Genomic DNA, 24,765 nt, shown 5'->3' on the forward strand with positions numbered 1-24,765 from the left:
AACCGAGCACGGAACCACCGCAACAGATATCTGCTCGGTGAAACCGCTTCGGCCATACGCCCATTCCGCGAGGCGATGATCCGCCGGGTGCGGCGCACCCGGCACAGCTGGCAGGTCTTCGGACTTACAGGCGTTACCCGGACTCAGGTTTTCCTACTGGTCGCCGCTTCCCAGGCTTCTTGGTGCTCAACCCAGTGCATATGACGACTGTCGTTCCTGCATACCGCTGCGGGACAGTCCCGGATTCTCACCGGGTTCCCTCTTGTGCCGGGCCCGAGGGTCCAGCACTCGATGCTGGTACCGGCTCGGATCAAACCCGTGCCACTACCAGCAGACCAGCTGCATTTCTCATCATATGCGCGCTATCCAACACAAATATTAGCGACTATTCTCTAATATTGTGATCACCTTGGACCAGGCTCAGCGGGTGCTCGATGCGCAGCCCTTCAGCCGACTCCTCGGCGCATCCGTGTGCCGGGTCGATGAGTCCGGAATCCGGCTCGCTCTTGATATCCGCGACGAGCTACGGCAGCAGAACGGGTTCATCCACGGCGGCGTATTGAGCTATCTCGCCGACAACGCCATCACCTACGCTTGCGCCCTTGGTTTGGGTGCAGACATTGTGACCAGCGGATACACCGTCGAGTACGTGTCCCCCGCGGGCGATGGGGTACGGCTACTCGCCGACGCCTCCCTGGTGAGCACCGGCCGCACGAAGGCGCTGGGCCGCTGCGAAATCTCCGTCGAAGGCCACGACGGCACGACCAAGCTGGTTGCGGTCGCTCAGGGCACGAGCATGGTCCGGCGCCGTGGGGCGTAAACCGCAGTACACCGCGGACGACATCCTGGACGCGGCGCTGGCACTGGTGACCTCGGGCGGCCCGTCAGCGGCCACCGCCGCCGCCATCGGACGCGTCCTCGGGGCACCGTCGGGTTCGATCTACCACCGATTCGCCAGCCGCGATGAGCTCATGGCCCGGCTCTGGCTGCGATCGATCGCCCGCTATCAGAACGGGATACTCGCGGCCCTGTGCCTGTCGGATCTCGACGATGCACTTACGGCGACCATTGACCACGCCTTCGATTGGACGACGGCGAACCGCAACGAGGCGCAGCTGCTGCTCCAGTACGAGAAGGCCGACTTGGTCGCGCACTGGCCCGACACCCTCGCCGCGGAGCTCACGACACTCAACTCGCGGGTCCGCACGGCGTTGCGCGAGTACACCGAGCATCGGTTCGGCGCGATCACTCCCGAGCTGATCGACAAGACGATGTTCGCATTGATCGACATGCCGTACGCGGCGGTGCGCCGTCATCTGCCCGATAGGGGCGTGCCCGCACCGTGGCTGCGCGAGTTCGTCCGGGCCAGCGCCCGGGAGCTCCTCGCCCGCGAGAGTTAGACCGTGGCGTACTTCTGACGCAGAGCCTTCTTGTCGAGCTTGCCCAGCGCGGTCAACGGCAGCGAGTCGGCGACGATCACATGTTTGGGCGACTGCACCGAACCCTTGCGGTCCTTGACCGCGGACTGGATCTCGGACGTCATCTTGGACACCGCGTCGCCGCTGCGGTCGGCATCCGCGCGCAGCACCACGATCGCCGTCACTGCCTCGCCCCACTTCTCATCGGGCACCCCGATGACCCCGACCTGCGCCACCGAGGGGTGCTCGGCGACAACGTCTTCCACCTCGCGGGGGAACACGTTGAAACCACCGGTGACGATCATGTCCTTGGTCCGGTCGACGATGAACCAGAAACCGTCTTCGTCCTCGCGTGCGACATCGCCGGTGCGCAGCCAGCCGTTCTTGAACGTGTCGGCGGTCTGTTCGGGCAGGCCCCAATAGCCCCCCGCCACCAGCGGCCCGGCCACACAGATCTCGCCGGGCTCACCCTGCTTCACCGGCCGATCGTTCTCGTCGAGCAGCGCCGTGCGCAGGAACGCCGAGGGCCGGCCACAGCTGGAGAGCCGCTGGGTGTCGTGATCCCCCTTGGCCAGATAGCTGATCACCATCGGCGCTTCGGACTGGCCGAAGTACTGCGCGAAGATCGGCCCGAATCGCTTGATCGCCTCCGCGAGCCGTACCGGATTGATGGCCGAGGCGCCGTAGTAGACGGTCTGCAACGACGACAGGTCGCGAGTCTGAGAGTCCGGGTGGTCCAGCAGCGCATAGATCATCGACGGCACCAGCATGGTCGCGGTGATCTTGTGCTCCTCGATCGCGGCCAGCACGGCGCCCGCATCGAATTTGGGCAGCACCACCATTGACCCACCCTTCATCAGGGTCGGCATGAAGAATGCCGCGCCGGCATGCGAAAGCGGGGTACACATCAGGAATTTGGGGCGATCCGGCCACTCCCACTCGGCCAGCTGGATCTGAGTCATGGTGAGAATCGACTGTGAGGTTCCGATGACGCCCTTGGGCTTACCCGTCGTCCCACCCGTGTAGGTGAGGCCGTTGATGTGATCCGGTGACAGGTTGATCGGAACCAGCGGCCTCGCCTCGAAGCCTGCGGCCGCGGCCACCAGGTCATGTCCCACCTCGGCCAGCTCAGCGGGCACCGGCCCGAGCGTCAGCACGCGGGTCAGCGTCGGCACCTTCTCCACCAGGGCGGCGGCGCGCTCCACGAACTGCGGGGTGGGGTCGATGACGAGTGTGGTGATCTTGGCGTCGGCCAGCACGTAGGCATGGTCGTCGAGCGAACCGAGCGGGTGCAGTGCGGTACGCCGGGTGCCCAGCAACTGGCCCGCGCCGATCACCAACAGCACCTCGGGGCGATTGAGTGCCAGCATGCCCTGGCCATCGGTCGGGTCGGGCACCAGCGCGGTGAAGGCCTGGATGTACTTGCTGATCTCGTCGGCCATCTGGGCGCCGGTGAGCGTCACATCCCCGAGCACCAGCGCGGGTGCGCTCGCATTCTTTTTCAGCGCGGCGACCAGCAGGTGCCCGGAGTTGATCGACCCGTGCAGCGGGTCAAATGAGTCAGGCATCGCGCTCCTTGAGTGAATAGTCGCCGATCAGGCGCTTCGCTCGACGTTAGAACATGTTCTAGTTTTGGGCAAGAACGTGCCTCTGCCCTGCTGCGCCGGGGTCAATGGCTCAACGGCGGCTGCTCGCGACGGCCGGCTCTCAGGCGGCGGTGAATCCCTTGGCCCGCTGTGTGTCCTGCGCACTCCACAGCGTCGAGGTGATCTCCGCCTTCACCAGCGGGACAACCTCTTCGGCGAATCGACGCAGGGTGTCCTTCTGCTCCTCGAAGTCGGCCTCAGGGCTCAACGAAATCGACTGGAACTCGTGGCCGAAGGCCTCATGCCACTGAATGATCTTCTCGGCCACGCGTTCCGGCGAACCGGCCAGCACCGGGCCGCGATCCGCCGCGTCCTCGATGGATTCGAAGGAGGGGAACTTGCCGACGGCCTTCGGATGGTCCTTGAGCTTGGCCATCTGCGCCAGGCGTGCCTCATAGATCGGCCGGTACTGCGCGATGGCCTGTTCGGTCGTATCCGCCAGATAGAGCCCTCCCGAACCCGCACCCACGTGCAGATTGGCCGGATCGTGCCCGTTCTGCGCGTACAGCTCCCGATACCTGTCGATGAGAATCTTGTAGTTCTCCTTGGGCTGCAAAGCATTTGCGGTGACTATCGGATCGCCCCACTTAGCGGCAAGTTCAACCGCGAACGTCGAGGTCGCCGACCCGTGCCAGATCCGGAACGGTCCGTCGTACGGCCTGGGCAGCGTTGTCGCGTCGGCAAGCGGATGCCGATGCGTACCCGTCCAGTCGACGTGTTCCTCACGCAGTAGCCGCCGCAGCAGCTCGTAGTTCTCTTGCAGATACTCGTACTGCTTCGCGATATCCAGCCCCATCAACGGGTACTGCCGGTCCTCATTGCCCTTCCCGATGACGATCTCCAGCCGGCCGCGACTCAGCTGGTCGATCGTGGCGAAGTCCTCGGCCGCACGCACCGGGTCCAGGAGGGAGAGCACCGTGACGCCGGTCGACAACAGGATCCGTTCGGTCGCCGCAGCCACCGCTCCCAGCAGTACCGTGGGCGCCGAGGACAGCACGTCTCCCGCATGCCGCTCCCCCACCGCGAAGGAATCCAAGCCCCGGCTCTCGGCCAACACTGCGGTCTCGACCACGCGGTTCAGCCGGTCGGCGGCGGGTGCCAATGCCCCCGTTGCAGGGTTCGGCAGGTGGAAGACAATGTCGAGAAGCTGGAAGCGCATATCGCCAGTATGCCGAAACGGACCCCGGTCCGGCAGGGAGGAGATGTTCTGATGATCACCGAACTGGAGTCGGTGCTTCTCGACGTTCCAAATCTCGCTGACGCAAAGGCCGCCTACGCGCGGTTGCTCGGAACCGACACGCCACACCCCCAGCTCCGCCTCGGGCTCCCCGATTGGGCACCGCACCCTGGGTTGCTGTTCGGTGTCGCAGACTTGTCGTCCGCGGCCCGGACGGTCGATCGCCGTGGCCTCGCACTTACCTCTCACGGCGAGTTCGTGGTGGGACAGGCCGACGGACTCACCCTGGGCCTGTGCGCGCAGCCGGCACCGCACGCGGTCCCGGCGAGCGAGCAGATCGATCACCTGGTGCTGTTCTCCCCCAATCGCGACAGGATCATTGCGACGCTATGCGGACGACTCGGCTTCGATCTGCGCTTGGACCGCGTGCAGTCGTGGGGCGTACACCAACTGTTCTTCCGTTGCACGGGCCTGGTGGTTGAGGTGGTCCTGCGCGACGACGACCCCACCGGACCGGACTCGCTGTGGGGAATCGCATGGCGCACCAACGATATTGACGGCTCTCATGCTCGCCTGACGGCTGCCGACGTCACTCTCAGTGCCATCCGTAACGGCCACAAGCCGGGCACTCGAGTCGCGACAGTCAAAGACCCCGGGCTGGCAGTCCCCACAATTTTGATTGAACAGCGCTAGCCGCCGACTAGGTTGGGATCTATGACGACTCCGAACCCGGGAAGCTGGCAACCCGACCCCGACGGACGATTCGAGTTCCGCTGGCACGACGGCCACCGCTGGACGGATCAGGTTGCCCATCAGGGCAAAGTCAGTTCAGCTCCGCTCGGAGGCTCCGCGCCGGTCGCCCCACAGCCCAGCCCAGCGGCCCCGGCCGCACAACCGGCAGCACAAGCCCAACCTCTTGGGGACCAATTCTCTGGCATCAGTGGAGATTTGGTGGACGGCCGATTCAGCGAGAATGAAGCCAAACCGATCTCCAACCAAAACGCCAAACTGTTGCGCGTTCGCCTTGGCGAGCCATTCCTGGCGCGTCAAGGATCGATGGTGGCTTACCAGGGCAATGTCGATTTCGCCTTCGAAGGCGGCGGTGCGGCGAAGTTCTTGAAGAAGGCACTCACCGGAGAAGGCTTGCCGCTCATGCGGTGTTCGGGCCAGGGCGACGTATTCCTGGCCGAGCGCGCCTTCGACGTCCATCTGCTGAACCTCAACAACGCGGGCCTTTCGATCAGCGGCAAGAACGTGCTGGCCTTCTCGGCAGGCCTGAATTGGAACATCGAGCGGGTCAAGGGCGCCAGCATGGTCACCGGCGGCCTGTTCAACACGACATTGCGGGGAACGGGGTGGGTGGCTTTGACCACCGACGGCCCGCCGGTGGTGCTCAATGCCGCCGAGGCGCCGACATTCGCCGACACGAATGCGGTGGTGGCGTGGTCGGCCAACCTTCAGACACAGCTCAAGACGAGCTTCAAGGCCGGCGCCCTCATCGGCCGCGGTTCGGGTGAGGCACTCCAAGTCTCATTCCAGGGGCAGGGATTTGTCATCGTGCAACCATCCGAGGGCGTTCCCGTCGTCACGGCCGGCTAGAGCATCATCTGCCCCGAAAGCTCCTTGGCCCCCCGAGTCAATGTCGCGATCAGTGCTTCCCGCTCCGCGCGGGTCGCACTGGGCAGCAGCGGCCCCAGCTGAAGTTCGTAGGCGGCATCGGCACCCACGAAGATGGGCGCCGCCAGATAGCTGATCGGCAGCACATCGTCGGATATCAGCTCATCGCGTGAGTAGAGACGCGAGGTGAGCCGGGACAGCTGTCGCAATAGCCGCTCGCGAAGCGCGGCCTCCATCACCTCCGAGCCCACCGAGCCGAGCAGGTCCGAGAGCAGGTCAACCATCCCGGTGTCGTCGTGGTCGGGGCGGTAGATCACGTATCCGCAGTCGGAAACCTGTCGCAGAAGCCGCTGGCCGGAACGCGTGCTCAAGCCGCGGGCGGTGCCGAGCCACTGTGCACGTTCGTCGGACGAACGCCAGGGCATCACGGCCGAACCCGCGGGAAAGGCCAGCGGTATGGTCTGCCCCACCGCGAATCCGGTGACAGCCCTGCGTCCCGCCTGCGCCTTGGCAACGATCGTCAATGTCTTCGGACTGATTCGGCTGATGGTCGCCCCCGCCTGTGCTGCTCCCGCGATTCGGGCCAGCACGTCCTGGACCTCGCGGGGCATGGTTGCCTCGACCGCGCGCGGCAGGGCCGACCCGACTCGATAACGAAGCTCACCATCGCGCGTCAACCACCCCGCCGCTTCCAGCTCGTTCACCACCGCGGTGGCGGTGGCACGAGGAATACCCGTACTTGCGGCGATCTCACTCAGCGATTTGGGTTGTGTTGCAGCAGCGAGCATTTCCACGATTCGTACGACGCGCGCGGTCGGCGGCGAGATGGTCGGCATGGGTTCCCTCCCTCTTGCGCGTTGCAATGCTCAGGTCTACAGTGCATCGACTATTCGCCCCAAGGTAGTCGAATATTCGACACGGAGGTAGACATGATTCTGGACCGCTTCAGGCTCGACGGCAACGTTGCGATCGTTACCGGCGCAGGTCGTGGGCTGGGCGCGGCGATCGCAGAGGCCTTCGCGCAGGCCGGTGCCGATGTGCTGATCGCCTCGCGTACCGAATCCCAACTGCACGAGGTCGCCGCGAAAGTGGCTGCCGCGGGACGCCAGGCCGAGGTTGTCGTGGCCGATCTCTCCGATACCGAAGCATCCGCCTCGCTGGCGCAGAAGGCCGTCGACCGGTTTGGACGACTCGACATCGTCGTCAACAACGTGGGCGGCACCATGCCGAAACCCTTCTTGGACACCACTAACGACGACCTCGCCGAGGCCTTCTCCTTCAACGTTCTCAATGGTCATGCGCTGTTGCGTACCGCGGTGCCACACCTGCTCAAGTCTGACAACGCCTCGGTCATCAACATCACGTCCACCATGGGCAGGCTCCCGGGCCGCGCCTTCCTCGGGTACTGCACCGCCAAGGGTGCACTTGCTCATTACACACGCACGGCCGCAATGGATTTGAGTCCGAGAATCCGCGTCAACGGCATCGCCCCCGGCTCCATACTTACCTCTGCGCTGGAGGTCGTGGCGGGCAACGACGAGGTGCGCGGGACGCTCGAGAAGAACACGCCACTACACCGACTGGGTGATCCGACCGATATCGCGGCGGCTGCAATCTATCTCGCATCGCCCGCCGGCAGCTTTCTGACCGGCAAGGTGCTCGAAGTCGATGGCGGCCTCATCGCGCCCAATCTCGATATCCCCCTACCCGACCTCGCCTGACCACTTCCAGAAAGAACCTGATATGACGAAGACACGTGTAGCCGTCTGGGGCACAGGAAACGTCGGCCAGCATGCGCTCGCCGGCGTGATCACGGACCCGAATATGGAGCTCGTCGGCGTATGGGTGTCCGGAGCCAACAAGGCCGGCAAGGACGCCGGTGAGCTGGCCGGACTCGACACCACCACCGGTATCGCCGCGACCACCGATGCCGCCGAGATCCTCACACTCAAGCCCGACTGCGTGGTGTACACCGCTATGACCGACAACCGCCTGATGGAGGCGATCGCGGACTTGGGCTCGATCCTCGCCGCCGGGATCAACGTCGCCGCCAGCGCGCCGGTGTTCCTGCAGTATCCGTGGGGCGTCCTGCCGGACAACATGCTGGAACCCATCGAAGCCGCGGCGCGGGAAGGCAACTCGTCGATCTTTGTCGGTGGTATCGATCCCGGTTTTGCCAACGATCTACTGCCGCTGGCACTCATGGGTACCTGCCAACATGTCGATCAGGTGCGCTGCATCGAGATCGTCGACTACGCCACGTACGACAGCGCAACGGTGATGTTCGACGTCATGGGCTTCGGTGGGCCGATGGACGAGACCCCCCTCCTGCTGCAACCGGGAGTGCTGTCCCTGGCCTGGGGTTCGGTGGTTCGGCAGCTCGCAGTCGGCCTGGGCATCGAACTGGACGAGGTCATCGAGACGTATGAAAAGTTACCTGCACCTGAGGATTTCGACATTTCCTCGGGACATATCCGCGCGGGCACCATGGCCGCGCTGCACTTCGAGGTGCGTGGGATGAAGGACGGCAAGGTGGTGACGGTCCTTGAGCACTTCACCCGTCTGCGCGAAGATCTAGCGCCAGACTGGCCGCAGCCCGCACACGAGGGAGGCACCTATCGTGTCGAGATCACCGGGGAGCCCAGCTACATACTGGATTTGGGCTCGTTCAGCGCACGCGGTGACCACAACTACGCCAATCTGATCGCGACGGCGATGCGCGTGGTCAACGCGGTACCTGCCGTCGTCGCAGCCGATGCGGGTATCCGCACCACGCTGGACCTACCGCTGATCACAGGGAAGGGGCGCGCGCGATAGCGTTCGGGCAATGCTCCCGGCGTGAATCCAGTTGCCCAGCCACACCGGCATCGCCAGCGCACCGCCGACCAATCCGGGCGGCCCGGGGAGCAGTGAGACGATCTGCAATACGCACCACGCGAAACCCGTTGCACGCCAGATATTTCGATTGAAGTCGCTAACGGTCGGCGCTGCCGCAAGGCTTCCGGCGATGTCGTTGACGATGAAGAAGTCTTCAACGAAGTTGAAGGGCAGGGCGAACATCAACCACACCGACCGGGGAGTCCGCGTACGCCCCCATTCGGGCAGGCGCGCGAGAATGCGCTGCAGGGTAAGGCAATAGAGGGCCACGAGGCCGAAGAACACCACGATGGTGGCCACCGCGGCCACCGGCCCGGTTGCGGCGACTTCCCCGAGAACTCCCGATCCCCACCGTGGCGCCCATAGCGGCTGTAGCAGCAGTGCTACCACCGGGATGGTGAGCACCACGGTCCATGCGCGCATCAGCAGACCCTACTGGCGGGTTTTGTGCGGTGGGCGATTACGGCGTGGTGCCTGCGGGGACGTACAGCCTGATGAGCTCTGCCAACCGCTCGCCGACATCGTCGAGCGTCTCTGTCGACTGCGCCGCGATCGACATGATGACGGCGCCCTCGATCGCCGCGATCATCGTCCGGGCCAGCGAGCGTGCCGCCTCGGCAGCCACGTGATAGCGCGTCAACCGCTCGGTGAGAATGGCCTGCCAATCCTCGAATGCATCCGCCGCCACCGCCGAGGCCTCGGGCGCCTCGGTACGTCCCAGCACGGCAGCGACGATCGGGCACCCCGCCTGCATCTCGGTTTCGCCGAGTTGCGCCTTCCACAGTTCGATGAACAACTGAATGCCGTGTGCTGGATCGATATCGTCACCGGCCGCCTTGATGATGGCCGTCAGCTCTTGCCCCGCGAGGCGGGTCGCCTCGGCGACCAGTTCCTGCTTACCGCCGGGAAAGTTGAGGTAGATGGTTCTCCGTGACACGCCGCTGTCTTCCAGCAGTGCGTTGAGACCGGTTCCCGCGACGCCCCGGCGCCGCACCAGACCCGTCACGCTAGCGATCAACGTGTCACGTGCCGACATCCTGCCCGCCTCCCAACTTGTCAGGTGTTAACTATACCGCTCAGTCTACCGAGTCGTGGCCAGGGCGGGGAACTTATAGGAACATTGCGGTAAACCAATCGGTGTACTACCGTCGGCCGAGTGGCAGACCTACACGACCCCCTTCCCCTGGCCTCGGGCCAGGTTCTGCGCAATCGACTGATGAAGTCGGCCCTCAGCGAGGGCCTCGGCGACACCGCTCAGGGACCTGACCACCGGCTCGTCGAGTTGTACCGCCGCTGGGGCACCGGCGGGTTCGGCCTCGTCGTCACCGGCAATGTGATGGTTGACCGCAGCCATCTGGGTGAGCCGGGAAATGTGGTCATCGAGGACGACCGGCATCTCGATGGCCTGTCACGGTGGGCCAAGGCAACCAAGGACGGCGGCGGCCTGATCTGGATGCAGGTGAACCATCCGGGACGGCAAGCCAACCCGCTCGCCACGGCGTCTCAGCCGGTGGCGCCGTCCGCGATCAAGATGAACGTCCCCGGATGGCAAGCGCCGCGTGAACTCACCGATGACGAGATCGAGAACATCATCGACCGGTACGCGACCACGGCGTCGATCGCCGATGCCGCCGGGTTCGACGGTGTTCAGATCCACGGTGCACATGGCTATCTGGTGGCACAGTTCCTCTCGCCACGTACCAATAGGCGCACCGACCGGTGGGGCGGCGACCCGGAACATCGGATGCGGTTCGTTCTCGAGGTTGTCCGCCGCACTCGTGCGGCCGTGAGCCCCGGCTTCTCGGTCGCCATCAAGCTCAACTCCGCGGACTTCCAGCGTGGAGGCTTCACCGAGGAAGAGTCGCGGGCAGTCATCGCAGCACTCGCCTCTGAAGAGATCGACCTCATCGAAATCAGCGGTGGTACTTATGAATCGCCGGCGATGGAAGGTAGGCCGCTGGTGACATCAGCCTCAACGCAGGCCCGCGAGGCTTACTTCCTCGAGTACGCCCGCACCGCGCGCCAGGCGGCCGGTGATGTCCCGATCGCCGTGACGGGAGGTTTCCGTACGGAAGCCGCCATGTCCGACGCCATCCGATCGGGTGATTGCGATGTCGTGGGGCTCGGGCGCCCGACAACCGTCAATCCCGAGTCCGCCGACAGCCTGCTGACTGCGCGTCAGGACAAGCTGACCGTTCCGGACGCTTCGCTGCCCCTACCCGGCTGGCTGGCATCGACCGGCCGGGCGAAATCCTTCCTCAGCGCACTGGAACTCCAGTGGCACAACACCCAACTGCACCGCCTGGGCGCGGGGACCGACCCGGACCCCACCATCGGCCCGTGGATCACGGCACTTCGACTCCTCAAGAACAACGGTGTCGACGCCTTTCGGAGAAGGAGAAGTTCATGACGGACAAGACACTGCGCAAGTTCCGCAGAGAGCGCGCCATGGGCCGTTACCTGCTCAACCCCGCCGTCTCGGCCCTGACGAAGCTGGGCCTGCGCACAGCGCTCGCCTCGGAGCTGGAAACCACCGGACGTAAGACCGGCCAGCTGCGGCGGGTCCCGGTCTCGGTCCAGTTCGACGCGACCGGCGCGTGGGTAATCAGCCAGCACGGCACCCGCTCGGGCTGGGGCAGCAATATCGCCGCGAATCCCAATGTCCGCCTGAAGCAGGGAAACAGGTGGCGTACCGGAACCGCCCAGTTCCGGCCCGATGACGACGTCGTCGCGCGGGGCCGCAAGTTCGGGGCCGTCGGCGCGCGGGTGGTCAAGGCACTGGAGACCACCCCCATATCGGTGCGCATCGAGTTCACCGACTGAGGACAAGGGTTACGCGATATGCCTCTCTATCAGTGCATAACACGTGCGGAAAGCCTCACCGACGAGGTGCGGCAGGCCATCGCCCAGGAATTCACACGTATTCACTGCGAAATCACCGGCGCTCCGGCGGTATTCGTCCACGTGGTCTTCAACGAATACCAGGCGGGCCACCACTATCTGGCGGGAAAACCGGAAAGCGACACCACCTTCATCGCGGGCACCATCCGTTCAGGGCGTTCCCTGGAACAACGTCAACAACTGCTCCGTGAACTCTCGTCCGCCTGGCATGAGCTGACGGGCCAGTCGGAAGAGGAACTCGTCCTAGGTATTTCCGAACAGGACGCCTCCACAGTCATGGAAGCCGGGCTCATTTTCCCCGAGGCGGGCGCCGAGGCCGCCTGGTTTGAGCAGAACCGAGAGAAGCTGGGCTTCCTTCTCGACCAGTAGGGCCAAACCCAAGGTTTGGCACACTTGCGCACTTTTGTGCCATTGAGCTAGCGTGGGCCACATGGTCGATCAGAGCGCCATCACTCGTCCCGTCAGCCTCGACGAAGGGCTCCGGGAAGCAATCCCCATGCCCCTAGAAGACCCTGCCGACGACTCCGTGGAGACCCCGCGGCTGGGCGCCGACTCCCTGGTGTGGAAGTTCTACGGAGATATCCGTGGCGTACTCGGCTTTCAACGGCTCGCCGGTACCGAGAACTGCATCGAGCAGCTGGGGAAGGCGGTCGAGGATCATTCGGTGATCTTCACCGACACCCTTGGCCGCGCACGCCGATCCGGGCCGCCCATCATGAAGACCATCTACTCCGCGGACCCACAGAAGTGGGGGCGGATGGTGCGCGATTTCCACAAGCCGATCACCGGAACCATCAGCGACGGTTCGCGTTACCACGCTCTCAACCCCGAGCTCTTCTATTGGGCGCATGCGACTTTCGTCGATCAGGTCTTGTACATCACCGACACCTTCATCCGACGTCTCTCCTACGCCGAGAAGGTGCGGATCTTCGAGGAGAGCAAGGTCTGGTACAGCCTTTACGGGGTCAGTGCGCGTAATCAGCCGCAGACGTACGACGAGTTCGTCACCTACATGGAGGGCATGTTCGACCGGTTCGTGCCGACCAAGACGATCCTCTACGCGACGGGTTATATCCGCCAGGGCGTGCCCGGACCCAAGCAGATTCCCACTCCGGTGTGGCGTCTGCTGTCGGCACCACTGAACGCCTTCATCCGGACTGTCGTCGTCGGAACGCTCCCGCCACAGATGAAGCAGGTCTGCCGACTGGAGTGGAGTGACAAGAAGGAACGCAACTTCCAGCGCTTCGCCGCGGTCATGCGCGCACTCAACCCGCTGTTCAACAGGCTGCCGGTGCGCGCGCTGTACCTGCCATGGGCATCCGAGGGCTGGAATCGTGAAGGAGTCGACCCCCGCCCGCTGTACAACCGGGCGGCATGACCACACTCGTGGGGGTGACCAGCGCCCCGCCCGCCGATGCCGTACTCGATGCCGCGCGCGTTGAGTTCGAGCGACACGGCATGCGCCGCGCCAACATGGACGCCATCGCACGTCGCGCCGGGGTGAGCCGACGCACCCTCTACCGCCGCTTCCCCACCAAGGAAGCGCTGTTCGAGCACCTCATCGAGGCAGAGAGCCTGGGCATATTCGGTCAGCTAGCCGTCGCCGCCAACGGCCAGGATGCTCAAGGCGCCATTGTCGAATGCTTCACGCTGGCCATGCGGCTCATCACGGAGAGCCGGCTTGCGGGCACCATCATCGAGAACGAGCCGGAACTCGTCATCGGACTGAACACCCCTTCCGGGGAGAAGGCCATCGTGCGAGCCAGCGCGCTGGTGGCGTCCAGCCTGCGGCACAGCGGCGCCACAATGCCTGATGATGCGGTGCTCGCGGTGTCGGAAATCCTTGTGCGGCTGGTGGGTTCCCTGCTCACCAACCGCGCCGGCGTACTCGATATCACCGATACCGCCGCGGTACGGCGGTACGCACAGACCTATCTGGCTCGACTGGTCTGGTAGTACAGCACGTTCAGAAACCGACCTCGAGTCGGCATCTGACTAAACTGCCTGCATGGCGACACGGCGGCAGATGTACGCAGAACAGACTCGTTCGGATCTTCTGGATTCCGCACGCCGGCATTTCACGACGACCGGCTACAACAGCGTGACCGTCGACGACATCGTCAGCAGCATCGAAGTCAGCAAGGGCACGTTCTACTACCACTTCTCCGATAAGCAGGCGATGTTCAGCGCCCTGCTCACCGAATGCCTGACCGAGACCGCCGATACCGTCACCACGGCGATCCGCCTCCTGGACAAGCCCGGCGCCAACGGCCCACAGGTCGCCGCCACGTCGGCATGGGTGTATCTGTCCCGATCGCGCGACGACAGGACCTACCGGGAACTCATGCGCCAAGCGCCGATGGTCCTCGGCGAAGAGACCTACCGCCACATCGACGAGACCATCGTGCTGCCCCCCTTGGTCACACTCATGGAGACCCTCGCCGCCCGTCATGAACTGAAGGCCGGTGTGCACACCCATATGGCCGCCCGGATGCTCATGACGATGTTCGTCACCGCCAACAGCATCATCGCCGAATCCGATGATCCCGCAACGACAATGACAGAAGTCGCCGATACGATCGCGACCATGTTCAGCGGGATCGTGCTCGGAGACGTCCCGCTGTCGCGGGCCGCCGCTAACGGATAGCCAGGAACAAAAGCGTGCGCAAGAAGGGGCGCACCGCGAACGCCGTCCAGCGCAACGGGAACCATCCCACCCACTTCGGAGTGAATGCCACCGTCCAGCGCACCAATACCTTGTTTCCATCAGCGGCGAGCTCCCAACGCTCACCGAATGCCTTGATCACCAAGGGAACCGAAACGCCGGTCCCGATCGCGACCAGCTTGAGGCCCTCTTCGCTGTGGACCACCTTCTCGGTGATCGCGAACAGCGGAGTGCGGGTCACCACCTGATCACCCGATCTCACCGGACCGGACACAAAGGGAATCGTCTCCAGGTAGCCGCCCTCGGACACCTGAGTCCACACCCGATCGACGGGCCCCGGCACGGTGACCTGCGCGGTGACCGCGAACGATGCCCCCTTGTCGAAAAAGTCGGTGTCCGGCATGGTCACCCCGAAGCGTCGCGGCCCGCTGTCGCCGGAGGCCAGGGCGAAGAGCACCACGGCCCCCAGCAAGCCCCCGAGGGCCAGCACTCCCACGATGATCCCGATCAGCACCGGAGTGGACATGGTCCTCCTTGAGTACGAGTTGCCATTAACTGACTCGCGAGTCAGTTAGCAAGCTAGCCCTCCTACCAGCACCCACAGAAGCGCAATCGCACAAGTTAGTGACCGAGGCCAGTCTGAGGCACCCATTTCTTGTGGCCCAACCCCGTATCGCTACCGGCGGCCCGCACGCAAACTTGCCTCGACAATTCGGGTAGCTCTACTCATGTCCTATCGGGCCTCGGCTGCGACCGTGGTCTCATGAGCACATCGGAGCCCACCGTCCGCGCCTCCACGGCGTACTACGTGCAGTCCGCAATCGCCTTCGCGGTCGCCTTCGCCTCCACGCTGGGCGGCATCGTCTACCTACCGATATCGCCGTGGCCCCGCGCGTTCCTCGCGGTGTGCACCCTGTTTCTGGTCACCAGTTGCTTCGGGCTGGCCAAGGTCATCCGGGACACCCACGAGTCACAGCAGGTCCGCAACCGCATCGACGAGGCGCGCATCGAACAGATCTACGCCGAACACAACCCGCTGAAACCGGCGATCTAGTTCAACACCCGATCACCGGCACGCAACAAGGCGCTGGGGACCTCGTGCCCGACGACCGATTGCACCACCCGGGCGGCCGCGATCGCGGCTTCTAGGTCCACATCGACGCCGATACCGCTGTCCCGCAGCAGATACACCAGATCCTCGGTGGCGATGTTGCCGGTCGCGCCCGGCGCGAACGGGCAGCCACCGAGTCCGCCTATCGAGGAGTCCAGCCGCGTCACTCCGGATTGCACAGCGGCGTACGCACTGGCCAAACCGGATCCACGGGTGTTGTGGAAATGCGCGCCCAGCGGTGCATCACCGACGATGGGCCGCACCGCCGCAACGAGATTCGCGACTCGACGCGGTGTCGTCGTGCCAATGGTGTCGGCAACGGCGTAACGGTCCACCCCCCAATCGGCGGCTCGGCGCACGATGTCGAGCACCCGATGTTCCGGGGTGGGTCCGTCGAAGGGGCAGTCCCATGAACAGGCCACTATCACCTCCACAGTGGCATCGGCGTCACGGGCAAGCGCCACGATTTCCTCGATGCGCGCGGTGGCCTCGGCGCTGCTACTGCCGACGTTGGCCCGACTGTGTGCATCGGATGCCGAAACCACATACTCCAGCGAGGTGAGTCCCGCCGCCAGGGCACGCTTGGCGCCGTTGGGGCTGGCGATGAGGGCAGAGAACTCGATATCCGGGTAGTTATGCAGCTGCGCCGACAACTCGGCGGCATCGGCCAGCGCCGGCATCTTGGAGGGTGAGACGAATGCGGTGGCCTCTACCTCCCGCACCCCTGTCGCCGCTATCGCATCGAGCAGTGTCAGCTTGTCCGCCAACGGGATCGGTGCCTCAAGCTGAAGTCCGTCCCGCAGCAGCACCTCGCGGATGGTGACGTGGGCGGGCAGACTCATACGACCCCCTCCGCCCGCAACTTCTCGATATCCGCGGCGCTCCTGCCCAGCAGTCCCCCAAAGACGTCCTCGTTGTGCTGGCCGGGCCGGGCCGGGCCGGCGTTGCGAACACCGCCCGGCGATTCGGACAGCACCGGGACAACCCCAGGACCCAGCACCGAACGGTCGAGCCGTTCATCGAAATGTTCAACGAGCATCTCTCGCGCCTTGAGCTGCGGGTCCTGCACCACATCGGCGACGGTGTTGATGGGACCTGCGATGACACCGGCAGCATTGAGCACATCGATGATGTCGGCGGGTAGACGCCCAGCCGCCCATTCGGCGATGATCGCGTCGAGTTCGTCCTGATTGCGGCCCCGCGCAACGTGATCGACAAAGCGTTCATCAGAGCTCAACTGCGGCTGATCCATCGCTTCGCACAGCCTGCGGAACACGGTGTCTTGATTGGCAGCGATGACCACCCAGCTGCCGTCCGCGCTCTGGTAGATGTTCGACGGCGCAATGCCCTCCAGCCGGGTTCCCGACGGGCCACGCACCACGCCACCCACGTCGTAATCAGGGATGGTGGATTCTTGCACTGCCAAACAACTCTCGGTCAGTGCCGTATCGACGATCTGTCCGCGGCCGGTGACGGTTCGCCGGTACAGCGCGGCCAGCGCACCCTGGGCGGCGAACATCCCGGCAAGGGTGTCACCGATCGAGAGTGCCATCCGGGGCGGCGGGCCGCCCGGGAAACCGTTGAGGTGCCGCAACCCACTGGCGGCCTCGGCCACCGAGGCGTATCCGGCCTTATGTGCGTCCGGACCGGTCTGCCCGTATCCGGAAACACGAACCAAGACGATGCCCTTGTTGCGTTCGGCCAGGACGTCGTAGCCAAGGCCCCACTTCTCGAGGGTGCCGGGCCGGAAGTTCTCGACGATCACATCCGACTTCTCGACGAGATCGAGGAACAGTGCGCGTCCGGACCCCGTCCGCAGATCCAGGGTGATGGCCTTCTTGTTGCGTGCGTGCACCGTCCAGAACACATGGTGCCCATCGACCTCGGCCTGCCCCCACGTCCGCAACGGATCCGGCGCACCGGGCGGCTCGATTTTGAGCACCTCGGCACCCATATCCCCGAGTAACCGCCCTGCGAAAGGCCCGGCGATCAGGGTGCCCAGCTCCAGCACCCGGATCCCGTCAAGAGCACCCGTCATCCCAGTGACGCTACCCCGAACCACATGACCGTCAGCATCGTGTAACCACTGGCACTACTTCTTCAGGGGCAGACATCCGCCTGCCCGGGAAGAACGCTTTGGGGACGGGACATCCGACGGTGATGACGCAACGTGATCCCACCGCCCGGCGCGGCCTGCGGGCCGTTCCAACGGGTGGCGACCACTACGCGGACTGGCAGTCCGTGTATCAGGACAACGCCGTCTGGGTGTACCGCACCATCTACGCCCGGGTGGGTAATAAACCGGATGCCGAGGACCTGACGGCCGAGGTGTTCTTGGCCGCGCTGCGCCCGCTGCGGCTCACCGTGACGAAGGCCGAGGTGCGGGCCTACCTACGAACGGTCGCTCGCACAGTGCTCGCCGCGCATTGGCGCGAGACGCTGGGCCGTGAGATCACCACAATCCCCGATATGCAGGACATCGCCGATCGTCCGCCCGAGGCCGAAGAGTCCATCAGCACCGCACCGCAACATGCGAAGGCCGTGTTGGACGCACTGCCGGCCAACTATCGTCGAATTCTGGAACTGCGATTCCTGCAGAGCTGTTCGATCAAGGAGTCCGCCGCCACGATGGGTGTCACCGTCGCCAATGCCAAAGTGCTGCAACACCGGGCACTGCGCCTGGCCGCCCAGATCAACGAACAGGATCTCTCATGAATCCGCGCGGGCTGCGCCACTACATCGACGACCTGCTCCGGGGTCGCCGGCCCAAGCCATTTCGGCCCGACGACTTCGAGGCGGCACAGATCCGGACCGCAATCGAATTGCGCGCGAGCCGTCCTGGTGATGACGCTCCAAGCCAGGAGTTCCTCGCGAGCCTGCAGGGTCGCCTGGCCGAGCAGATGGGCGAAACCCCGGCGCCCGCCGAGCAAAAGCGATGGCAAGCTCCTACCCGCCGAACGGTCCTCGTCAGCACCTCGGCGGCCGCGGCCGCCGCTGCGGTGGCCGTCACCACGGACCGTCTGATCAACCAGAGGCCCGAGGTCAACCCTCCGCAAACCTCGGACGAGATCGTCCCCAACACCGGGAGTTGGCAGCGCGTGGCCGCCAGCAGCGCGGTCCCCGAAGGCGGCGTGCATCCGTTCGACCTCGGATTCGTCAACGGATTCGTGCGCCGGGTGGGCGGTCAGATCGAGGCGGTATCGGGCGTCTGCACCCATCAGGGGTGCAAACTCTGGTTCGACGGGGCACATGACCGATTGCAATGCCCTTGCCACACCACGTCATTCGCTACCGATGGGCGGGTCCTCACCCACCAACTCCCCATCGCCCCAAAGCCGCTGCCCACATTGGAGGTGCGCGAGGCCGACGGTCATATCGAGGTGTTCGCGCCCGACCGCCCGGTCTGATCCGGCTGTAACCCCCGCCGCTATCTCTGTGCGGTGGTCCGCGACCCACGGCGGACTCCTCCATGGAAAGGGGCCCACATGCAGATGTCTCGACGGTGTTGCGCCGCACTGGTTGCGGCAGCAGCGATTCCACTAGCAGCGTGCGGCGGCGACGAAAGATCCGATGCACCGCTGTCAATCACGGTCGCTTCCGATGCCACCGGTGCTCCCGGGATGTCTGGGCACAACATGCCCGGCACCATGGCGCCGCGCGGCAGCACTGTAACGGCACCCGCGCCCGCCGGGCCCGCCGTCGACATCGAGGACTTCGCCTTCGATCCCGCCACCTTGACGGTGCCCGCGGGCACCATCGTCACCTGGACCAACAAGGACGAGGAACCGCACAACGTGGTGTCCGAAGACGGTGCCTTCCGGTCTCCGGGGATGGACTCCAAGGGGACTTTCTCGTATCAATTCACCATGCCGGGTACTTACCGGTACGTGTGCGGCATCCACCCCTTCATGAAGGCCACGGTGGTAGTGCAATGACCGACGAACGGGATCCGCAGAGCATGAGCCGGCGCCAGCTGATCCGGCACACCGCGTGGTTCGGCGCTGCGGTCGCATTGACAGTGTCCGGCGGAGAGGTTGTTTCGCACGTGGCCGGTTCTACCGCTCCGATCAGCAGCGCGCGCCCGACGCTGCGGTTCGCGCAGATCAGCGACAGTCACATCGGGTTCACGGGCAGTGCCAACACCCATGTCGTCGACTCCTTTGACCATGCGATCAGCCAGATCAACAGCCTGGACTACACCCCGGATTTCGTCATCCACACCGGCGATCTCACACATCTGGCCACCGACGAACAGTTCGATCAGGTCAAGCAGATGATGTCCGGTATCGACACACCGCACGTTTTTACCGTTCCAGGAGAACATGATTCGGTTGACGATGCAGGCCAGAGATACCGTGGCGTGTTCGGCGGCGGCACCCGTGGCGACGGGTGGTACAGCTTCGATATCGGGGGCGTCCACGTAATAGGACTGGTCAACACTCTCAACCTGAAGAAGCTCGGACACTTGGGCGGCGAACAGCTCGACTTCATCCGCAAGGATCTCGAACAGTTGTCGGCGGACACCCCGATCATCGTATTCAGCCATATCCCGCTGTTCGCCATGTATCCCGAATGGGGTTGGGGTACTGATGATTCCGCGCAAGCTCTGAGCTACATGAAGCGATTCGCATCCGTGACGTGCCTCAACGGACACGTGCACCAATTGTTCACCAAGACCGAGGGCAACATCACCTTCTACAGCGGCACTACGACGGCATACCCCTTACCCAAACCGGGCGACGGTCCCGCTCCCAAACCTGTCACGCTGCCGGCCGGTCAGCTACACGAGATCCTCGGCATTCGGGAGGTCAGCTACGTGAAAGGCGCCCAGGCCCTTGCGATCAAGGAAGACAAGCTGACATGAACATCATCTGCCGTCTTGCCCTGGCAGCGGCGCTGGCCATCAGCGGGTCCGTCCATGCTCACTTGTATATGCATGGTTATCAACACATTCCAGAAATAGGGCCTGCTTTCCTGGTGCAGGCCAGCGCATTCATCGCATTGGCCGCACTGATCACGGTGGGCGCGCCGGACTGGATGATCGCGACGGCGGGTCTGGGTTCGGCCGGAGCGCTCGTGGCATTCGCGCTGTCCCGCACCATCGGCCTCTTCGGGTTCTCCGAACGTGGTTGGGATCCGGCACCGTATGCGGTGATCAGCGTGCTCACAGAGCTGGCCGCCGTCGTCCTGGCGGGTGTTCTACTCGCCAAGTACGTGCGGCGGCCAGCTGTGGCAACCCCGAGGGTCACCATCGCACCGGTGACTACTTCGTGGTGTAGCCACCGTTGATCAGGATGGTCTGCCCGGTGATCCACCATCCGTCGCTGACGAGGAACCGGATGAACGGAGCGATGTCATCGATATCGGTCAGTCCGGTCTTCGAGAACGGCGAGAGTGCAGCGGCCGTCTTGTGGTACGCCACCGCGTCTTCGCCCTCCGCCGGGTAGAAGAACGGGGTGTCCATCGGGCCCGGTCCCACGGCGGTCACCGAAATGCCGCGCTCCCCGAATTCCTTCGAAGCTGCGCGGGTGAAGTGCTCGACGGGCGCCTTGGTCCCCGCGTACGCCGCGTAGAACGGGGTGTACGCACCCAGCAGCGATGTCACCAGCGTGACGATCTTGCCGTTGTCGTTGACATGCTTCCCGGCCTCCTTGAGGAACAGGAATGCGGATTTGGCGTTCACTGCGCTCGCCGAGTCGTACTCCTCCTCGGTGATCTCGGTGAACGGCTTCTTGATGACCTTGCCGACGGTGTTGATCCCGATGTCGGGACGCCCGATCGCTTCAACGGTATCCGCGAACAGTTTGCTTACCGCATCTCCGGTGGTCAGGTCTCCCTGGAATGCCACTGCCTTCGCTCCGGCCGCTTGGAGGGCAGCGACCGTCTCATCCTCGGCATCCTTGCTCGACGGGCTGTTGTAATGGATCGCGACCGCACCTGCGCCGTTGGCTACCAGGTCCCGGGCAATGAGGCCACCTAAATTCTTGCCGCCACCGGCTATAAGAACAGTCTTGCCCTTTAGTGAATGATCCGTGACTCGATTATCTCCCTTTAGTACGTTGTGACCTTGTCATTGCGAGTGGGCTCCACGATTGCCCACAACTCCACACAAATCGTAGGTTTAGGTAGCACAAGGTGAAGCCACATTATTCTTGTATAAGCACAACTAGGAGTTGTCATTGCAGATGAGCGCGACAGCAGAGGGTAGTTCGCTGGCCAATGTGCTGGATTCCCGGCGATTGTTTCAGTTCGTCGTGGCCGCGGAAGCCCCGACGCTCGCGGCCGCAGCAGCCGAGCTGTTCATCACGCAACAGGCGCTGTCGTCGGCGATACGCCAGCTGGAGCGCGACCTCGGCGTCGCACTCTTCTCGCGCGCGCAACGCAGCCTGCAACTGACCGATGCCGGCCATGAGCTGTACACCGGCGCAAAACCGCTTCTGGCCGGAATACGAGTACTGGCCAACGCGACACGAAACCGCTCGAATCCCCAGCGGGCCTTTGTCATCGGACACTCTCCGGCGATCTCCAGTGAAGAGGTCTACCGGATCGTCGAGCCGATGGTCATCGCGGATCCCACGGTGTCGATCACCATCCGACAGGTCTTCCCGAGCACCATGGGTGATGGCCTTCTGGACGGCTCACTCGACTTAGCGCTACGGCGCGGGGTGGATATGCCCGCCGATCTGGCCACCGACACCCTGCTGTACCAGCCATTGCGTATCGCCGTCGTGCGGTCTCACACCCTTGCCGCCCACGATCGCATCGACATCACCGAGATCGCCGAGCACCCCATCGTGGTGTGGGCTCCGCCCCGCCACTCGTTCTACACGGACTTGCTGGTTTCACATTGCCGCCGAAGCGGTTTCGAACCCCAACTGCTGGTCAATCCGGTGCAGGGCACTCCGCCGTACACGGCCGTGCTTGCCCACCCCGATCACTGCGCGTTCGTCACCGACGAGCCGGGCGCCGTCTACCACGGCAAGGTAAAGGTGATCGAGATCGCCAATCCCCCATTGGTTCCCGTCCAGGCGGTATGGCTCCCGCACTCGGTGTCAACGATCCGCAACAGGATCTTCGAGGCCGCTCGTGGTGCGAGTGTTGTCAGCGCGGGAACGCAGTTGGAAGATGGAGAGATCCGGAAAAGCATTCCGAGTCCCTCCCATGTCACACACGCATCGGATGTTCAGTGATCGCCAGGACGCGGGCCGCGTGCTGGCAAGCATCCTTGCGCCCTACCGGGAGCAGGATGTGGTGGTGCTTGCGTTGCCGCGCGGCGGAATACCGGTGGGGCGGGAGATCGCGGCAGCCCTGAACGCCCCTCTAGAGGTGCTGGTCGTTCGCAAGCTCGGCGTACCCGGACACGAGGAGTACGCGATGGGAGCCATCGCCAGCGGCGGAGAGGTGGTCGTCGACGCGGACATTGTGCGCACCATGGGGATCAGCCGGGAACAGCTCCGCGATGTCACCGCCAACGAGCGTCGTGAGCTTGCCCGGCGCGAACAGCTGTATCTGAGACATCGCGACATCGAAATCGACGACAAGACCGTCATCCTGGTCGACGACGGCATTGCCACCGGCGCCACGATGCGGGTCGCACTGCTCGCGATCAGGCGAACATCGCCTGCCCGGGTGGTGGCGGCCGTTCCTGTTGCACCGCGATCGGCGTTCCACCGATTCAGTTCCTTGGTGGACGATTTCGTGGTTGCGTCTTGTCCGTCCGTGTTCCAGGCAGTGGGGGATGCGTACGAGGACTTTCGCCAGGTCTCCGATGACGAGGTCCGCGCCCTGCTCTCGCCGCCGATCACCAAATAGTGCGGTCGGACGCATACCGTGGTGGCATGCGCCTGGTTGTGACGGCAGTCCTGCCCCTATTCCTCATGGTGGGCTGTGGCGACCATGGGCTCGATACGCCACGGGCGGCAGCCGATACCTCGGCCACTACGCCGACGGAGATCCCGCCCACCGCTTCATCTGTGGTGTTTGAGGACGACGCACGAATCCTGGACAGCCGTCCGATGACATTCGACACGTGGAGTCGCTCCGCCGACGACAGTGCAGTGATCGTGCACTTCACCAGCGGCACCCCGCAATGCCACGGCGTGCACGCCACCGTCCGCGAGACCGCTGACGCCGTCGAGATCGCGTTGCGCGGTGGTACGCCGCCGGAAGCCGTGGGCAAGGCCTGCATCCTGATCGCCGTTCAAGGCAGCCTTACCGTGCCACTGGCGACCCCACTTGCCGACCGAAGTGTCCTCAGCGCGTCCTGACTGTCACTTCACGGGGTCGTGTTTGAAGCTCACCCTGACGATGCCGTGGTCCCCGGTACCGGTCTCCCGGTGATTCTCGAAGTTGAGATGATCGTTGTTGATCAGCAGCCCTTCGAAGAGCCACACCCGTTTACGGCTGTGGTCATAGAACTGCTCGCTCACCATCACGTGGTCGAGAGACTCCCGCAGATCTTGATGCACGTGGGTGTAATACACGTCGCGGGTGTCCCGGTACTCCTGCAACGTCTGCGCCGAATAAAGACCAAAATCACTCCCCCTTGAGAGTCTCCGACGAGATACCGGGGCTGGCTCGTCAGGATGTTCGCAGTGTTGCTCTCTTTGCCGTCATTGATATCGCCCAGCACGACGACCGGAGTCTCCGTGTCGCGCATGACGCCGTTGAGCAGCACCCGCACGGCCACCGCCTCGGCCGTTCGGCGGATGGTTGAGATCCCGTCGCCCAGCGCTTGTTGATGTGGCCGATACGTCGCCGAGGACTTCTTGTACCAGGCCTCCTTGCTGATCTGCGTGGGCAGCTTGGACTTGAGGTGCACCACAAAGACTTCCGTGGCCGGTTCGTCGTCGCGTAGCTGAACCTGAAAGTTCAAGACCGGCCGGGAGAAGCTCTTGATCGAGACGTCGATGACGGGTGCCTGCGGGTCGGCCGGGTCGTCCCGGGATTCGAGCCGCACCGCCTTGGGGAAGTCGGTTATCCACTTGGGCTTTCCAGTGAGGAGACCCTTGCGCACCAACGCGGCGCAGGTGATCGAGGTTCCTACCGCCGGAGTGGCCAGGACGTCGTACTCGTCGGTCAGGCCCTGCGGATCTACCGCAAGGACCGCCTCCAGGGCACTTTTGCTCCAGACTTCCTGCAGCCCGACGACATCGGCGCCGAGAGTGCCCAGTTGCCATGCCGCCCATTCGGTTTTGCGCTTGAACTCCTCGAGAGTCCATGGCTTTGTCGTGGCGTAGAGCGGAGTGTCTGCGTCCTGCAGGTTGTACATGTTGAACGTCGCGACGCTGAACGTGGTGCGGACCATGATCGCCAAGGTATTCCGCGAACCGTCGAACGTCGAGAGTATTCAC

At 64.1% G+C, this 24,765-nt stretch carries 32 protein-coding genes and 1 riboswitch; of the genes, 21 read left to right on the top strand and 11 right to left on the bottom strand.

Translation table 11 applies throughout. The annotated features are described in order from the left end of the window. Window positions 1–92: 92 nt before the first annotated feature. A riboswitch (cobalamin riboswitch) is annotated at window positions 93–320 on the bottom strand. A gap of 80 nt (window positions 321–400) precedes the next feature. Both MSTE_RS23615 and MSTE_RS23620 read left to right on the top strand, forming a co-directional pair. Continuing rightward, window positions 401–820 (top strand): PaaI family thioesterase, encoded by a 420-nt coding sequence (locus MSTE_RS23615; RefSeq protein ID WP_096504870.1) that lies wholly within the window; start codon window positions 401–403, stop codon window positions 818–820. Next, window positions 810–1,400: a TetR/AcrR family transcriptional regulator gene (locus MSTE_RS23620; RefSeq protein WP_096504872.1), complete on the top strand. Its 591-nt coding sequence runs from the start codon at window positions 810–812 to the stop codon at window positions 1,398–1,400. Before MSTE_RS23615 ends, MSTE_RS23620 begins: the two co-directional genes overlap by 11 nt. Here the strand turns inward: MSTE_RS23620 and fadD8 are convergent. Together fadD8 and MSTE_RS23630 are read right to left on the bottom strand one after the other, a co-directional pair. Further along, the gene (gene fadD8 / locus MSTE_RS23625) at window positions 1,397–2,986 is read right to left on the bottom strand and encodes a fatty-acid--CoA ligase FadD8 (RefSeq protein ID WP_096504874.1); all 1,590 of its coding nucleotides are present in this window, start codon (window positions 2,984–2,986) and stop codon (window positions 1,397–1,399) included. The two genes, MSTE_RS23620 and fadD8, sit on opposite strands and share 4 nt — an antisense overlap. A 139-nt stretch (window positions 2,987–3,125) precedes the next feature. Continuing rightward, entirely contained in the window at window positions 3,126–4,223 is a 1,098-nt protein-coding gene (locus MSTE_RS23630; RefSeq protein ID WP_096504876.1) for an LLM class flavin-dependent oxidoreductase, read from the bottom strand. A gap of 51 nt (window positions 4,224–4,274) precedes the next feature. On the opposite strand from MSTE_RS23630, the gene MSTE_RS23635 reads away from it, so the two are divergent. Continuing rightward, entirely contained in the window at window positions 4,275–4,934 is a 660-nt protein-coding gene (locus MSTE_RS23635) for a VOC family protein (protein ID WP_096506321.1), read from the top strand. Window positions 4,935–4,955: 21 nt separating this feature from the next. Next, entirely contained in the window at window positions 4,956–5,840 is an 885-nt protein-coding gene (locus MSTE_RS23640; protein ID WP_096504878.1) for an AIM24 family protein, read from the top strand. Here MSTE_RS23640 and MSTE_RS23645 read toward each other — a convergent pair. Continuing rightward, the gene (locus MSTE_RS23645) at window positions 5,837–6,694 is read right to left on the bottom strand and encodes a helix-turn-helix domain-containing protein (RefSeq protein WP_096504880.1); all 858 of its coding nucleotides are present in this window, start codon (window positions 6,692–6,694) and stop codon (window positions 5,837–5,839) included. The genes MSTE_RS23640 and MSTE_RS23645 overlap by 4 nt on opposite strands. A gap of 93 nt (window positions 6,695–6,787) precedes the next feature. Between MSTE_RS23645 and MSTE_RS23650 the strand changes: the two genes are divergently transcribed. Then, entirely contained in the window at window positions 6,788–7,579 is a 792-nt protein-coding gene (locus tag MSTE_RS23650) for an SDR family oxidoreductase (RefSeq protein WP_096504882.1), read from the top strand. Between the two features lie 22 nt (window positions 7,580–7,601). Further along, window positions 7,602–8,675, top strand: a complete 1,074-nt coding sequence (locus MSTE_RS23655) for an NAD(P)H-dependent amine dehydrogenase family protein (RefSeq protein ID WP_096504884.1) — start codon at window positions 7,602–7,604, stop codon at window positions 8,673–8,675. On the opposite strand, the gene MSTE_RS23660 is transcribed toward MSTE_RS23655, so the two are convergent. Both MSTE_RS23660 and MSTE_RS23665 read right to left on the bottom strand, forming a co-directional pair. Further along, the gene (locus MSTE_RS23660; RefSeq protein ID WP_096504886.1) at window positions 8,640–9,158 is read right to left on the bottom strand and encodes a hypothetical protein; all 519 of its coding nucleotides are present in this window, start codon (window positions 9,156–9,158) and stop codon (window positions 8,640–8,642) included. The genes MSTE_RS23655 and MSTE_RS23660 overlap by 36 nt on opposite strands. Window positions 9,159–9,195: 37 nt before the next feature. Beyond that, entirely contained in the window at window positions 9,196–9,771 is a 576-nt protein-coding gene (locus MSTE_RS23665; protein WP_096504888.1) for a TetR/AcrR family transcriptional regulator, read from the bottom strand. Window positions 9,772–9,891: 120 nt separating this feature from the next. On the opposite strand from MSTE_RS23665, the gene MSTE_RS23670 reads away from it, so the two are divergent. The 6 genes from MSTE_RS23670 (at window position 9,892) to MSTE_RS23695 (ending at window position 14,283) form a co-directional block, all read left to right on the top strand. After that, entirely contained in the window at window positions 9,892–11,145 is a 1,254-nt protein-coding gene (locus MSTE_RS23670; RefSeq protein WP_096504890.1) for an NADH:flavin oxidoreductase/NADH oxidase family protein, read from the top strand. Then, a complete protein-coding gene (locus MSTE_RS23675) occupies window positions 11,142–11,558 on the top strand; it encodes a nitroreductase family deazaflavin-dependent oxidoreductase (RefSeq protein WP_162291510.1) in 417 nt (138 codons plus the stop codon). Before MSTE_RS23670 ends, MSTE_RS23675 begins: the two co-directional genes overlap by 4 nt. An 18-nt stretch (window positions 11,559–11,576) precedes the next feature. Further along, complete coding sequence (locus MSTE_RS23680; protein WP_096504894.1) at window positions 11,577–12,005, top strand: tautomerase family protein; 429 nt, start codon at window positions 11,577–11,579, stop codon at window positions 12,003–12,005. Window positions 12,006–12,066: 61 nt separating this feature from the next. Then, entirely contained in the window at window positions 12,067–13,014 is a 948-nt protein-coding gene (locus tag MSTE_RS23685) for an oxygenase MpaB family protein (RefSeq protein WP_096506323.1), read from the top strand. Then, window positions 13,011–13,592 (top strand): TetR/AcrR family transcriptional regulator, encoded by a 582-nt coding sequence (locus MSTE_RS23690; RefSeq protein ID WP_096504896.1) that lies wholly within the window; start codon window positions 13,011–13,013, stop codon window positions 13,590–13,592. Before MSTE_RS23685 ends, MSTE_RS23690 begins: the two co-directional genes overlap by 4 nt. A gap of 70 nt (window positions 13,593–13,662) precedes the next feature. Further along, window positions 13,663–14,283, top strand: a complete 621-nt coding sequence (locus tag MSTE_RS23695) for a TetR/AcrR family transcriptional regulator (RefSeq protein WP_030097483.1) — start codon at window positions 13,663–13,665, stop codon at window positions 14,281–14,283. Here the strand turns inward: MSTE_RS23695 and MSTE_RS23700 are convergent. Next, window positions 14,273–14,827, bottom strand: a complete 555-nt coding sequence (locus MSTE_RS23700) for an SRPBCC family protein (RefSeq protein WP_096504898.1) — start codon at window positions 14,825–14,827, stop codon at window positions 14,273–14,275. The two genes, MSTE_RS23695 and MSTE_RS23700, sit on opposite strands and share 11 nt — an antisense overlap. A 237-nt stretch (window positions 14,828–15,064) precedes the next feature. Between MSTE_RS23700 and MSTE_RS23705 the strand changes: the two genes are divergently transcribed. Further along, on the top strand, window positions 15,065–15,355 hold the full coding sequence (locus MSTE_RS23705; protein ID WP_057967542.1) for a YiaA/YiaB family inner membrane protein: 291 nt from the start codon (window positions 15,065–15,067) through the stop codon (window positions 15,353–15,355). Here MSTE_RS23705 and MSTE_RS23710 read toward each other — a convergent pair. Both MSTE_RS23710 and MSTE_RS23715 read right to left on the bottom strand, forming a co-directional pair. After that, window positions 15,352–16,254, bottom strand: coding sequence for a hydroxymethylglutaryl-CoA lyase (locus MSTE_RS23710; protein WP_096504900.1), 903 nt, complete (start codon window positions 16,252–16,254; stop codon window positions 15,352–15,354). The two genes, MSTE_RS23705 and MSTE_RS23710, sit on opposite strands and share 4 nt — an antisense overlap. Beyond that, entirely contained in the window at window positions 16,251–17,450 is a 1,200-nt protein-coding gene (locus tag MSTE_RS23715; RefSeq protein ID WP_096504902.1) for a CaiB/BaiF CoA transferase family protein, read from the bottom strand. Before MSTE_RS23715 ends, MSTE_RS23710 begins: the two co-directional genes overlap by 4 nt. Before the next feature lie 122 nt (window positions 17,451–17,572). Here MSTE_RS23715 and MSTE_RS23720 point away from each other — a divergent pair, with 122 nt between their 5' ends. The 5 genes from MSTE_RS23720 (at window position 17,573) to MSTE_RS23740 (ending at window position 20,701) form a co-directional block, all read left to right on the top strand. Further along, window positions 17,573–18,127: an RNA polymerase sigma factor gene (locus MSTE_RS23720; RefSeq protein ID WP_162291511.1), complete on the top strand. Its 555-nt coding sequence runs from the start codon at window positions 17,573–17,575 to the stop codon at window positions 18,125–18,127. Further along, window positions 18,124–18,819, top strand: coding sequence for a Rieske (2Fe-2S) protein (locus tag MSTE_RS23725; protein ID WP_096504906.1), 696 nt, complete (start codon window positions 18,124–18,126; stop codon window positions 18,817–18,819). Before MSTE_RS23720 ends, MSTE_RS23725 begins: the two co-directional genes overlap by 4 nt. A 228-nt stretch (window positions 18,820–19,047) precedes the next feature. Then, window positions 19,048–19,347, top strand: a complete 300-nt coding sequence (locus tag MSTE_RS23730; protein ID WP_408645931.1) for a cupredoxin domain-containing protein — start codon at window positions 19,048–19,050, stop codon at window positions 19,345–19,347. After that, window positions 19,344–20,276 (top strand): metallophosphoesterase family protein, encoded by a 933-nt coding sequence (locus MSTE_RS23735; protein WP_096504910.1) that lies wholly within the window; start codon window positions 19,344–19,346, stop codon window positions 20,274–20,276. The genes MSTE_RS23730 and MSTE_RS23735 overlap by 4 nt, the downstream gene beginning before the upstream one ends. Continuing rightward, window positions 20,273–20,701, top strand: a complete 429-nt coding sequence (locus tag MSTE_RS23740) for a hypothetical protein (protein WP_096504912.1) — start codon at window positions 20,273–20,275, stop codon at window positions 20,699–20,701. Before MSTE_RS23735 ends, MSTE_RS23740 begins: the two co-directional genes overlap by 4 nt. Here the strand turns inward: MSTE_RS23740 and MSTE_RS23745 are convergent. Then, entirely contained in the window at window positions 20,676–21,413 is a 738-nt protein-coding gene (locus MSTE_RS23745; RefSeq protein WP_096504914.1) for an SDR family oxidoreductase, read from the bottom strand. The two genes, MSTE_RS23740 and MSTE_RS23745, sit on opposite strands and share 26 nt — an antisense overlap. A gap of 184 nt (window positions 21,414–21,597) precedes the next feature. Here MSTE_RS23745 and MSTE_RS23750 point away from each other — a divergent pair, with 184 nt between their 5' ends. The 3 genes from MSTE_RS23750 to MSTE_RS23760 are packed head-to-tail and all read left to right on the top strand — an operon-like array spanning window position 21,598 to window position 23,679. Further along, the gene (locus MSTE_RS23750; protein ID WP_096504916.1) at window positions 21,598–22,602 is read left to right on the top strand and encodes a LysR family transcriptional regulator; all 1,005 of its coding nucleotides are present in this window, start codon (window positions 21,598–21,600) and stop codon (window positions 22,600–22,602) included. Beyond that, window positions 22,592–23,224, top strand: coding sequence for a phosphoribosyltransferase (locus MSTE_RS23755; protein ID WP_162291512.1), 633 nt, complete (start codon window positions 22,592–22,594; stop codon window positions 23,222–23,224). The genes MSTE_RS23750 and MSTE_RS23755 overlap by 11 nt, the downstream gene beginning before the upstream one ends. Window positions 23,225–23,250: 26 nt before the next feature. Then, window positions 23,251–23,679, top strand: coding sequence for a hypothetical protein (locus MSTE_RS23760; RefSeq protein WP_096506325.1), 429 nt, complete (start codon window positions 23,251–23,253; stop codon window positions 23,677–23,679). Between the two features lie 3 nt (window positions 23,680–23,682). On the opposite strand, the gene MSTE_RS25360 is transcribed toward MSTE_RS23760, so the two are convergent. Both MSTE_RS25360 and MSTE_RS23765 read right to left on the bottom strand, forming a co-directional pair. Further along, window positions 23,683–23,847 carry a hypothetical protein gene (locus MSTE_RS25360; RefSeq protein ID WP_231896950.1) on the bottom strand — a complete coding sequence of 55 codons (165 nt, stop codon included), beginning with the start codon at window positions 23,845–23,847 and terminating at the stop codon, window positions 23,683–23,685. After that, the gene (locus MSTE_RS23765; protein WP_197704792.1) at window positions 23,844–24,719 is read right to left on the bottom strand and encodes an endonuclease/exonuclease/phosphatase family protein; all 876 of its coding nucleotides are present in this window, start codon (window positions 24,717–24,719) and stop codon (window positions 23,844–23,846) included. The genes MSTE_RS25360 and MSTE_RS23765 overlap by 4 nt, the downstream gene beginning before the upstream one ends. Between the last annotated feature and the right edge of the window lie 46 nt (window positions 24,720–24,765).

It is taken from the genome of [Mycobacterium] stephanolepidis, from assembly GCF_002356335.1.
In the GTDB taxonomy this organism is placed as follows: Bacteria; Actinomycetota; Actinomycetes; order Mycobacteriales; family Mycobacteriaceae; genus Mycobacterium; species Mycobacterium stephanolepidis.

What these genes read in the sequence shown, in the direction of transcription:
- MSTE_RS23680 (WP_096504894.1), top strand. Translation starts at nt 11,577, where the DNA reads ATGCCTCTCTATCAGTGCATAACACGTGCGGAAAGCCTCACCGACGAG.
- MSTE_RS23755 (WP_162291512.1), top strand. Translation starts at nt 22,592, where the DNA reads ATGTTCAGTGATCGCCAGGACGCGGGCCGCGTGCTGGCAAGCATCCTT.
- MSTE_RS23660 (WP_096504886.1), bottom strand. Translation starts at nt 9,158, where the DNA reads ATGCGCGCATGGACCGTGGTGCTCACCATCCCGGTGGTAGCACTGCTG.
- MSTE_RS23720 (WP_162291511.1), top strand. Translation starts at nt 17,573, where the DNA reads ATGACGCAACGTGATCCCACCGCCCGGCGCGGCCTGCGGGCCGTTCCA.
- MSTE_RS23765 (WP_197704792.1), bottom strand. Translation starts at nt 24,719, where the DNA reads ATGGTCCGCACCACGTTCAGCGTCGCGACGTTCAACATGTACAACCTG.
- MSTE_RS23750 (WP_096504916.1), top strand. Translation starts at nt 21,598, where the DNA reads ATGAGCGCGACAGCAGAGGGTAGTTCGCTGGCCAATGTGCTGGATTCC.
- MSTE_RS23740 (WP_096504912.1), top strand. Translation starts at nt 20,273, where the DNA reads ATGAACATCATCTGCCGTCTTGCCCTGGCAGCGGCGCTGGCCATCAGC.
- MSTE_RS23735 (WP_096504910.1), top strand. Translation starts at nt 19,344, where the DNA reads ATGACCGACGAACGGGATCCGCAGAGCATGAGCCGGCGCCAGCTGATC.
- MSTE_RS23640 (WP_096504878.1), top strand. Translation starts at nt 4,956, where the DNA reads ATGACGACTCCGAACCCGGGAAGCTGGCAACCCGACCCCGACGGACGA.
- MSTE_RS23655 (WP_096504884.1), top strand. Translation starts at nt 7,602, where the DNA reads ATGACGAAGACACGTGTAGCCGTCTGGGGCACAGGAAACGTCGGCCAG.
- MSTE_RS23695 (WP_030097483.1), top strand. Translation starts at nt 13,663, where the DNA reads ATGTACGCAGAACAGACTCGTTCGGATCTTCTGGATTCCGCACGCCGG.
- MSTE_RS23715 (WP_096504902.1), bottom strand. Translation starts at nt 17,450, where the DNA reads ATGACGGGTGCTCTTGACGGGATCCGGGTGCTGGAGCTGGGCACCCTG.
- MSTE_RS23630 (WP_096504876.1), bottom strand. Translation starts at nt 4,223, where the DNA reads ATGCGCTTCCAGCTTCTCGACATTGTCTTCCACCTGCCGAACCCTGCA.
- MSTE_RS23675 (WP_162291510.1), top strand. Translation starts at nt 11,142, where the DNA reads ATGACGGACAAGACACTGCGCAAGTTCCGCAGAGAGCGCGCCATGGGC.
- MSTE_RS23665 (WP_096504888.1), bottom strand. Translation starts at nt 9,771, where the DNA reads ATGTCGGCACGTGACACGTTGATCGCTAGCGTGACGGGTCTGGTGCGG.
- MSTE_RS23760 (WP_096506325.1), top strand. Translation starts at nt 23,251, where the DNA reads ATGCGCCTGGTTGTGACGGCAGTCCTGCCCCTATTCCTCATGGTGGGC.
- MSTE_RS23635 (WP_096506321.1), top strand. Translation starts at nt 4,275, where the DNA reads ATGATCACCGAACTGGAGTCGGTGCTTCTCGACGTTCCAAATCTCGCT.
- MSTE_RS23705 (WP_057967542.1), top strand. Translation starts at nt 15,065, where the DNA reads ATGAGCACATCGGAGCCCACCGTCCGCGCCTCCACGGCGTACTACGTG.
- MSTE_RS23725 (WP_096504906.1), top strand. Translation starts at nt 18,124, where the DNA reads ATGAATCCGCGCGGGCTGCGCCACTACATCGACGACCTGCTCCGGGGT.
- fadD8 (WP_096504874.1), bottom strand. Translation starts at nt 2,986, where the DNA reads ATGCCTGACTCATTTGACCCGCTGCACGGGTCGATCAACTCCGGGCAC.
- MSTE_RS23700 (WP_096504898.1), bottom strand. Translation starts at nt 14,827, where the DNA reads ATGTCCACTCCGGTGCTGATCGGGATCATCGTGGGAGTGCTGGCCCTC.
- MSTE_RS23710 (WP_096504900.1), bottom strand. Translation starts at nt 16,254, where the DNA reads ATGAGTCTGCCCGCCCACGTCACCATCCGCGAGGTGCTGCTGCGGGAC.
- MSTE_RS23730 (WP_408645931.1), top strand. Translation starts at nt 19,048, where the DNA reads ATGCCCGGCACCATGGCGCCGCGCGGCAGCACTGTAACGGCACCCGCG.
- MSTE_RS23650 (WP_096504882.1), top strand. Translation starts at nt 6,788, where the DNA reads ATGATTCTGGACCGCTTCAGGCTCGACGGCAACGTTGCGATCGTTACC.
- MSTE_RS23685 (WP_096506323.1), top strand. Translation starts at nt 12,067, where the DNA reads ATGGTCGATCAGAGCGCCATCACTCGTCCCGTCAGCCTCGACGAAGGG.
- MSTE_RS23645 (WP_096504880.1), bottom strand. Translation starts at nt 6,694, where the DNA reads ATGCCGACCATCTCGCCGCCGACCGCGCGCGTCGTACGAATCGTGGAA.
- MSTE_RS23690 (WP_096504896.1), top strand. Translation starts at nt 13,011, where the DNA reads ATGACCACACTCGTGGGGGTGACCAGCGCCCCGCCCGCCGATGCCGTA.